The organism is Roseateles sp. (assembly GCF_036404855.1).
In the GTDB taxonomy this organism is placed as follows: Bacteria; Pseudomonadota; Gammaproteobacteria; order Burkholderiales; family Burkholderiaceae_C; genus Pelomonas.
The window spans coordinates 1-5,742 of record NZ_DASWYS010000247.1; the positions used below are offsets into that span (position 1 = coordinate 1).

A 5,742-nucleotide genomic window follows, 5' to 3' on the forward strand; every position below is an offset into this window, starting at 1 on the left:
CCGAAGGCTTCGGCCACCACGTGCCCAAGGGCTACATCTACTTCGCCATGGCCTTCTCGCTGGCCGTCGAGATGATGAATATCAAGATGCGCAAGAAGGCCGACACCAAGGTCAAGCTGCGCCAGCAAATCCCGGGCGGCGACGACTGACCAGGCACACTCCGGGGCGTGCACCTGACGCCCTTCATCGCAGTCAACGCCATTTCCTTCGGCATCTCGCCTGCAGAACTGGTCGCCCGCCTGGGGCCACCCGACCGGATCGAGCGCAACAACGTTGCGCTGACCGCCCACGACTACGGCCACAGCGTCTACCGCTTCCAGGATGGCGGCCGACTTGAGGAAGTCACCCAGCGCGCCCCGGTGTTGCACTTGGGTGCCCTGGCCATTCCCTTCGCCGCGCTGAACGGCTTCGTGGGGGCGCAGGATGACGACGCCTTCGAGCGCGCGGGCTTCGTCGTCAGTCCGCGCTTTGGCTTCGCCTTCGTGCCGGCCGAGCCCGACTGGGTCACGGCCCTGGCCAGGCACTGCATTGCGACCTGGAGGGCGCTGTGACGCACCCGGTTCAGATGCTTCGGCTTGGCGCCTGGCCCATGACGCAAGACGGGCTCGCGACAAGCCGCCTCTCCATCCCGTCGATCCAGCCCATACATGCCCCGTCCCGAGCACTTTGAGCTGCCCCGCCTGATGCGCTGGCTGTACGTGCTGGCACCGCTGATGACGGCCGGCTTGACGATCTTCCTCGTCGCCCTGCCTTTTACCGCGGCAAGCCCCCCCGAGTCGTGCAGCGACAACCGCACGGCCCTCGCCTGGCTCGCAACCATCGGTGGTTCGCTCTGCGCATGGGGCACCCTGGCCCAGATCGGCCCGCTGCGCCGGCTGCCCAGGATGGCGATTTCAGCGGATACCGACGGCTTGTGGGCCACATGCGACGGCAAGGCAGCGGGTCTCGTCGCCTGGAACGAGATTGCACGGCTGCATGAACGTCCTTTGCTGAAACGCCTTGAGCTGCTTGACGCCGCCGGCCGCGTGCGGCTCAGGCTGGAGTTCCTCCTGACGGGCTTCCCGCGGCTGCGTACGCTGGTGCTGGAGCGCGCCTCGCTGGAGCCCGTCACCGGGCCAACTGACGGCCGGGACCTTCACCAGCCGTGGTCGGCCATCGCCTTCGATCTGGTGACGATGCTCGGGCTGGCGGCCCTGTGCGGCTATGCGTATGAGCACAAGCCCCTGATCACCGTGGCAGGGGCGGCATTGTTCCTGGGCTGGGGCACCTGGAGTTTCATCACCACGCCACTGCGGCTCCGCCTGGAACCGGACAGCCTGGAGATCCATTGGCCCTTCAAACGGGCTTCGGTCGCGAGGACCGACATCCGCAATATCGCTGTCGAGGATGACTCGCAGCAACCGTCACGCTCCGCCCGCGTGGCCATACATCCCCCCGAACCGAGCCCCCCGATCTACCTGCACGGTTTCGGCTTGCAGCCGACCGGTCTATACCTCCTGCTGCGCGCCTGGAAAGATCGCGCGCCCTGACTCGAACCTCGATCAGGTCGCCCAGATGCGCGGGTCGCTCGCCGGCAAGGCCCACAATTGCTCTCGCCACAGCGCGCGTACCCGACGCAGCGCCAGCGCGACTGCCTCGACCTCGTCGCCGACGACACGCGCGAGCAGCACGGTGCCATGCGGCCCCTGTAGCTGCGTGATGCCCGAGCGCGGCAGGTCCGCGAGCAGCGCCCGCCCGCCGGACAGCAACGCATCCGCATCCGCCGGCACACCGCTTTCGGCGTAGGCCAGCGTCCCCAGCACGCGCTGCCCGCCCAGGCCGCACGGACCGTCAAGCAAGGCCTTGTCGGCTGCGTCCAGCCAGCCGCGATCCAGCCATTGCCCCTCGATCTCCAGGTGCTGCAGCAGTCGGCCGGCGTCGAAGGGCTGGCCGGCCGCCGGCAGGCCCAGGCCCAGCACCTCGGTGGCGAACAGGCTGGAGCCGGGCGACAGGGCCAGTCTCACCTCGTTGCGTGCGATGCAGCCAGGGTAGGCCAAGGTTTCCTGTGGCAGCCATTCCAGGCGCCCCCCCTCCCCAACGGTGGCCTGCACAACCTGGGCCGCCTCGCCAACCTTGGAGCGGTAAAAGCGCGTTGCGGCAGGCGTCGTCACGAGCAGGTGGGCACCGGCCTGCACGTCAAGCGTGATGTCGAGCCGGTCGCCGCCGACCAGCCCCCCCGGCGGATGCACCAGCACCGCATGCGCGATGCCGGCACCTTCAGGGTACAGCGTCTTCAGGAGGCGCAGCGGGCCGTCGTGGCGGGCCTTAACGCGCGTGGCCGCACCATCGCATGCCGCGCTCAGCGCCAGTTGCGCGTGCCAGCCGTCAGCCAACGAGCAGGCCCCGAGTCTCGATGAAGTCCACCACCTCGGCCAGGCCCTCACGGGTTTTGAGGTTGGTCATGACCCAGGGCTTCACGGGGCGCATGCGCGCGGTGTCGCTGCGCATCACCTCCAGGTCGGCGCCGACATGCGGTGCGAGGTCAGTCTTGTTGATGACGAACAGGTCGCTCTTGGTGATGCCAGGGCCGCCCTTGCGCGGGATCTTCTCGCCAGCCGCCACATCGATGACGTAGATGGTCAGGTCGCTCAGCTCGGGGCTGAAGGTGGCCGCAAGGTTGTCGCCGCCGCTCTCGACGAAGACGATGTCGGCGTCCGGAAACTTCTCCAGCATTCTGTCCACGGCCTCGAGGTTGATGGAGCAGTCCTCGCGGATGGCGGTGTGCGGGCAGCCACCGGTCTCCACGCCCATGATTCGCTCCGGCGCCAGCGCGCCGGCCACAGTCAGCAGGCGCTGGTCTTCCTTGGTGTAGATGTCGTTTGTGACGACGACGAGGTCCCATCGCTCGCGCATGGTCTTGCACAGCATCTCGACGAGGGTGGTCTTGCCCGACCCCACGGGGCCGCCGACGCCAACGCGCAGCGGCGGGAGCTTCTTGGTGCGATTCGGGATGGCGTGCAGCGGTGTGCTCATGATCGGAACAGTCTCGAATATTGCGTTTCGTGGCGGGCGCCGTGGACGCCCAGCAGCGGCGCGAACGCCACCGGCCCGGGCGAGGCCATGGCGGTCGCCACAGCGGCCGGAATGACTTGCACAAGGCGTGCCAGGAGGCGCTGGCCGGCGGTCTGACCCAGGGGCACACAGCGCACCGCGGCCTGCATCAGGTTCTCGGCCCAGCCGAAGGCAATAGCCTGCAGCGCCGACTCCAGCGCGGCACCGCGCGACGCGGCGGCAGCCCCCATGACGACAGGCCAGGTCGGCGCGGGCTTGAGCGCCTGCAGCAACGGCAGCACAGGCGCGTCGGGCACCAGGCCCTGCATCCACACCAGCAGGCTGCGGCCCATCTGCCGGGCCTGCTGCAGGCTTTCACTGGTTTCGCGGGTCTGCAGCACCCAGGCGTTAAGCCGGACCAGCCGCTCGCCGTCCAGCGCCAGCGTGGCCGCATGCGCTGCGGCAGCCAAGGGCAGCTCGGCGCGGGCCTGCACGAGTTCGAGCTGGTTCAGCAGCCAGTCGCCAGCGCTGGCCTCGTCGTGCACGACGCCGGCATCGACCGCGGCCTCCAGGCCCTCCGAATAACTGAAGCCTCCCACCGGCAACGCGGGCGACGCGAGCCACAGCAGGTGCAGCAGTTCAATGGGCGCAGGCGATGTCATGCGGATGGAGGGGTGCAGATTCCCGTCCGTGACATGCCGGCGCGTGGAAGGTGAAGCCTAAACTGAGTCACGGGTGCGGCGAGCATTCGACAGGGAGAATACAGACTTGAGCACATCCATCCGCTCTAGCAAGGCCCGCGCCTGCGTCGTGATTCTTGCGCTGGCAGCGTCGACCGTTCAGGCCTGGGAGCCCGCGCCTGCCACGAGCGCCCGGCAGGTGCTGCAAGACGCGCGGCAGGACGCTGCCGCAGGCCGGCTGGCCGAAGCGGCGGAGAAGCATCTCTGGTTCCACGAGCACGTGCTGGAGCGCGAACCATCGATGGTCGGCGTGCGCTTGTCGTTCGCCTTGCACGATTGGGTGGCGCTCGCGCGCCGCTACCCGCCCGCGATGGCGCAGCTGATCACCGTGCGCGACACCGCGGCGGCGCGGGTCGAGGCCGGCGGCATGGCCGGCGAGAAGGCGCTGACGGAGTTGATAGGCATCAACCGCCACCTCAAGGCGCCGGAGTCCACGCGCGATGCGTTCAGCCGCCTGCTGCAACGTGACCCGGTGATCGCCGAGCGCTCGGTGCTGGAGGTGCTGCCCGCACTGATCGAACTGAACGACATCGCGCTCGCCAGCAAGCACCTGCGCGTGGACGACGTGGTGGGCCGCACGGAGAGCTTTTACATGCATGTCAGGGCGGTCAAACCGTCGCTGCCCGCCAACCAGGTCGAGGACATGAAGCGCTGGCAGCAGCGCTACGTGGACATCCGGCTGGCCAGGGTCGCCTACGTGCTGTGCAAGGACCGCCGCGAGGCCGAAGCCGAACAGGTCGTCGCGCGCGGACGGGCGTTGCTGGAGGCGGACGCATCCAGCCATCACATGACCGAGGCGCTGCGCTGCATCGCGCCGCCGAACGAGGACGCGGGCTGAACCCGCGCCTCGCCGGCAGCAGCGGTCAGAAATTGAAGGCGATGCCGGCGCCCAGCGTGCGCACCGTCGCGCCCTGCTTGGCGCTGGTGGGAGCGTCGCGCAGGTCGGCGCGCGTCCAATCGGCGTTCAGGCTGACGCTCCAGTGGCGTGCGAACTGCCAGGATGCGCCGAGGCCCGCGTAGGGCCCGATCGAACGCGTCGTGATCGTGCCGGGGTTCTGCGAGAACGGAACCACGGCGGGCTGTAGCTTCAGTTCGTTGGACGAAATGCCCGCCCGGAACACCACGCCGACGCTGGGAGACAGCGGCACCGAATACGCCGCGCCGACACCAAAGCCACCGAACTCCGCCGAATAGTTGCTGCCGAACAGGCCCCAGTCCGCATCGATCTTGGTGTACTTCACCTCGAACGCCCAGGAGGCGTCGAACCGGTACCCGGCTCGCACGCTGTAGCTGGTGTCGACAGGGCTGCACGGGGTGTTGACGCGGCAGTTCAACTCGACCTTGCCGGTGCCGAGCTGCACGCCGACGTAGGTGGACGCGGCGAGGTTGGGCGTTTGCGCGAAGGCCGCTGCGGGCAGGCCCAGCGCGAGGCCGGCAATGAAAGAACGGATGGTTGTCATGTCACTCCCTGTGGCCATCGACGTGATGGTGGGTCCGGCGCCTCTGACGGAGCCGTCAACCCGTCGCACGCCAATCGCGAAAACGCTGGCAATCAGCGGACGGTGGCGGATCGCCGTCCGATCAGTGGTCGTGCTTGCAGCCGGGGCCGTGAACGTGGCCCGCGTCGTGCGACTTGACCGGAATGGCGAGCGGCTTGCGGACCGGCACGGCCGCATGCGCATGATCGTGGTGCTCATGCCCATGGTCCTCATGAGCAGGGTGCTCGTGCCCATGGTGATGGTGCCCATGTCCGGCGCCTTCACCATACGCCCCGCCTTCGGGCTCGAACGCCGCCTGTGCCTCGCTGACGATGAGGTGCTGGCGGCGCAGCATGTCGGCCAGCACGGGGTCGGGCTCAAACTGCAGCAGCGCGGGCTGCAGCTCCAACGGCACATGGCGGTTGCCCAGGTGATAAGCCGCACGCAGCAGATCGAAGGGCGAGCCATGCTCGCTGCAGTGGCGCACCTGCAGC

Annotated in this window: 7 protein-coding genes and 2 pseudogenes; 4 read left to right on the forward strand and 5 right to left on the reverse strand. The window is 68.4% G+C overall.

The window, feature by feature from the left end; all coding sequences use genetic code 11:
• The 3 genes and pseudogenes from VGF12_RS16345 to VGF12_RS16355 all read left to right on the forward strand — a co-directional run.
• Window positions 1-149: pseudogene (locus VGF12_RS16345) on the forward strand (TerC family protein); the annotation flags it as partial.
• 18 nt (window positions 150-167) lie between these two features.
• Window positions 168-551, forward strand: coding sequence for a hypothetical protein (locus VGF12_RS16350; RefSeq protein ID WP_331177108.1), 384 nt, complete (start codon window positions 168-170; stop codon window positions 549-551).
• 96 nt (window positions 552-647) lie between these two features.
• Window positions 648-1,529: a hypothetical protein gene (locus VGF12_RS16355; protein WP_331177109.1), complete on the forward strand. Its 882-nt coding sequence runs from the start codon at window positions 648-650 to the stop codon at window positions 1,527-1,529.
• Window positions 1,530-1,541: 12 nt separating this feature from the next.
• Here VGF12_RS16355 and VGF12_RS16360 read toward each other — a convergent pair whose 3' ends face one another.
• The 3 genes from VGF12_RS16360 to VGF12_RS16370 are packed head-to-tail and all read right to left on the reverse strand — an operon-like array spanning window position 1,542 to window position 3,692.
• On the reverse strand, window positions 1,542-2,372 hold the full coding sequence (locus tag VGF12_RS16360; protein ID WP_331177110.1) for an urease accessory protein UreD: 831 nt from the start codon (window positions 2,370-2,372) through the stop codon (window positions 1,542-1,544).
• Window positions 2,365-3,012, reverse strand: a complete 648-nt coding sequence (gene ureG / locus VGF12_RS16365) for an urease accessory protein UreG (protein WP_331177111.1) — start codon at window positions 3,010-3,012, stop codon at window positions 2,365-2,367. Before ureG ends, VGF12_RS16360 begins: the two co-directional genes overlap by 8 nt.
• A complete protein-coding gene (locus VGF12_RS16370; RefSeq protein ID WP_331177112.1) occupies window positions 3,009-3,692 on the reverse strand; it encodes an urease accessory protein UreF in 684 nt (227 codons plus the stop codon). Before VGF12_RS16370 ends, ureG begins: the two co-directional genes overlap by 4 nt.
• A gap of 106 nt (window positions 3,693-3,798) precedes the next feature.
• Here VGF12_RS16370 and VGF12_RS16375 point away from each other — a divergent pair, with 106 nt between their 5' ends.
• Entirely contained in the window at window positions 3,799-4,608 is an 810-nt protein-coding gene (locus VGF12_RS16375; RefSeq protein ID WP_331177113.1) for a hypothetical protein, read from the forward strand.
• A 25-nt stretch (window positions 4,609-4,633) separates the two neighbouring features.
• Here the strand turns inward: VGF12_RS16375 and VGF12_RS16380 are convergent, their stop codons facing one another.
• Window positions 4,634-5,230, reverse strand: a complete 597-nt coding sequence (locus VGF12_RS16380) for a porin family protein (RefSeq protein ID WP_331177114.1) — start codon at window positions 5,228-5,230, stop codon at window positions 4,634-4,636.
• Window positions 5,231-5,351: 121 nt separating this feature from the next.
• Window positions 5,352-5,742, reverse strand: a pseudogene (locus tag VGF12_RS16385) (urease accessory protein UreE); the annotation flags it as partial.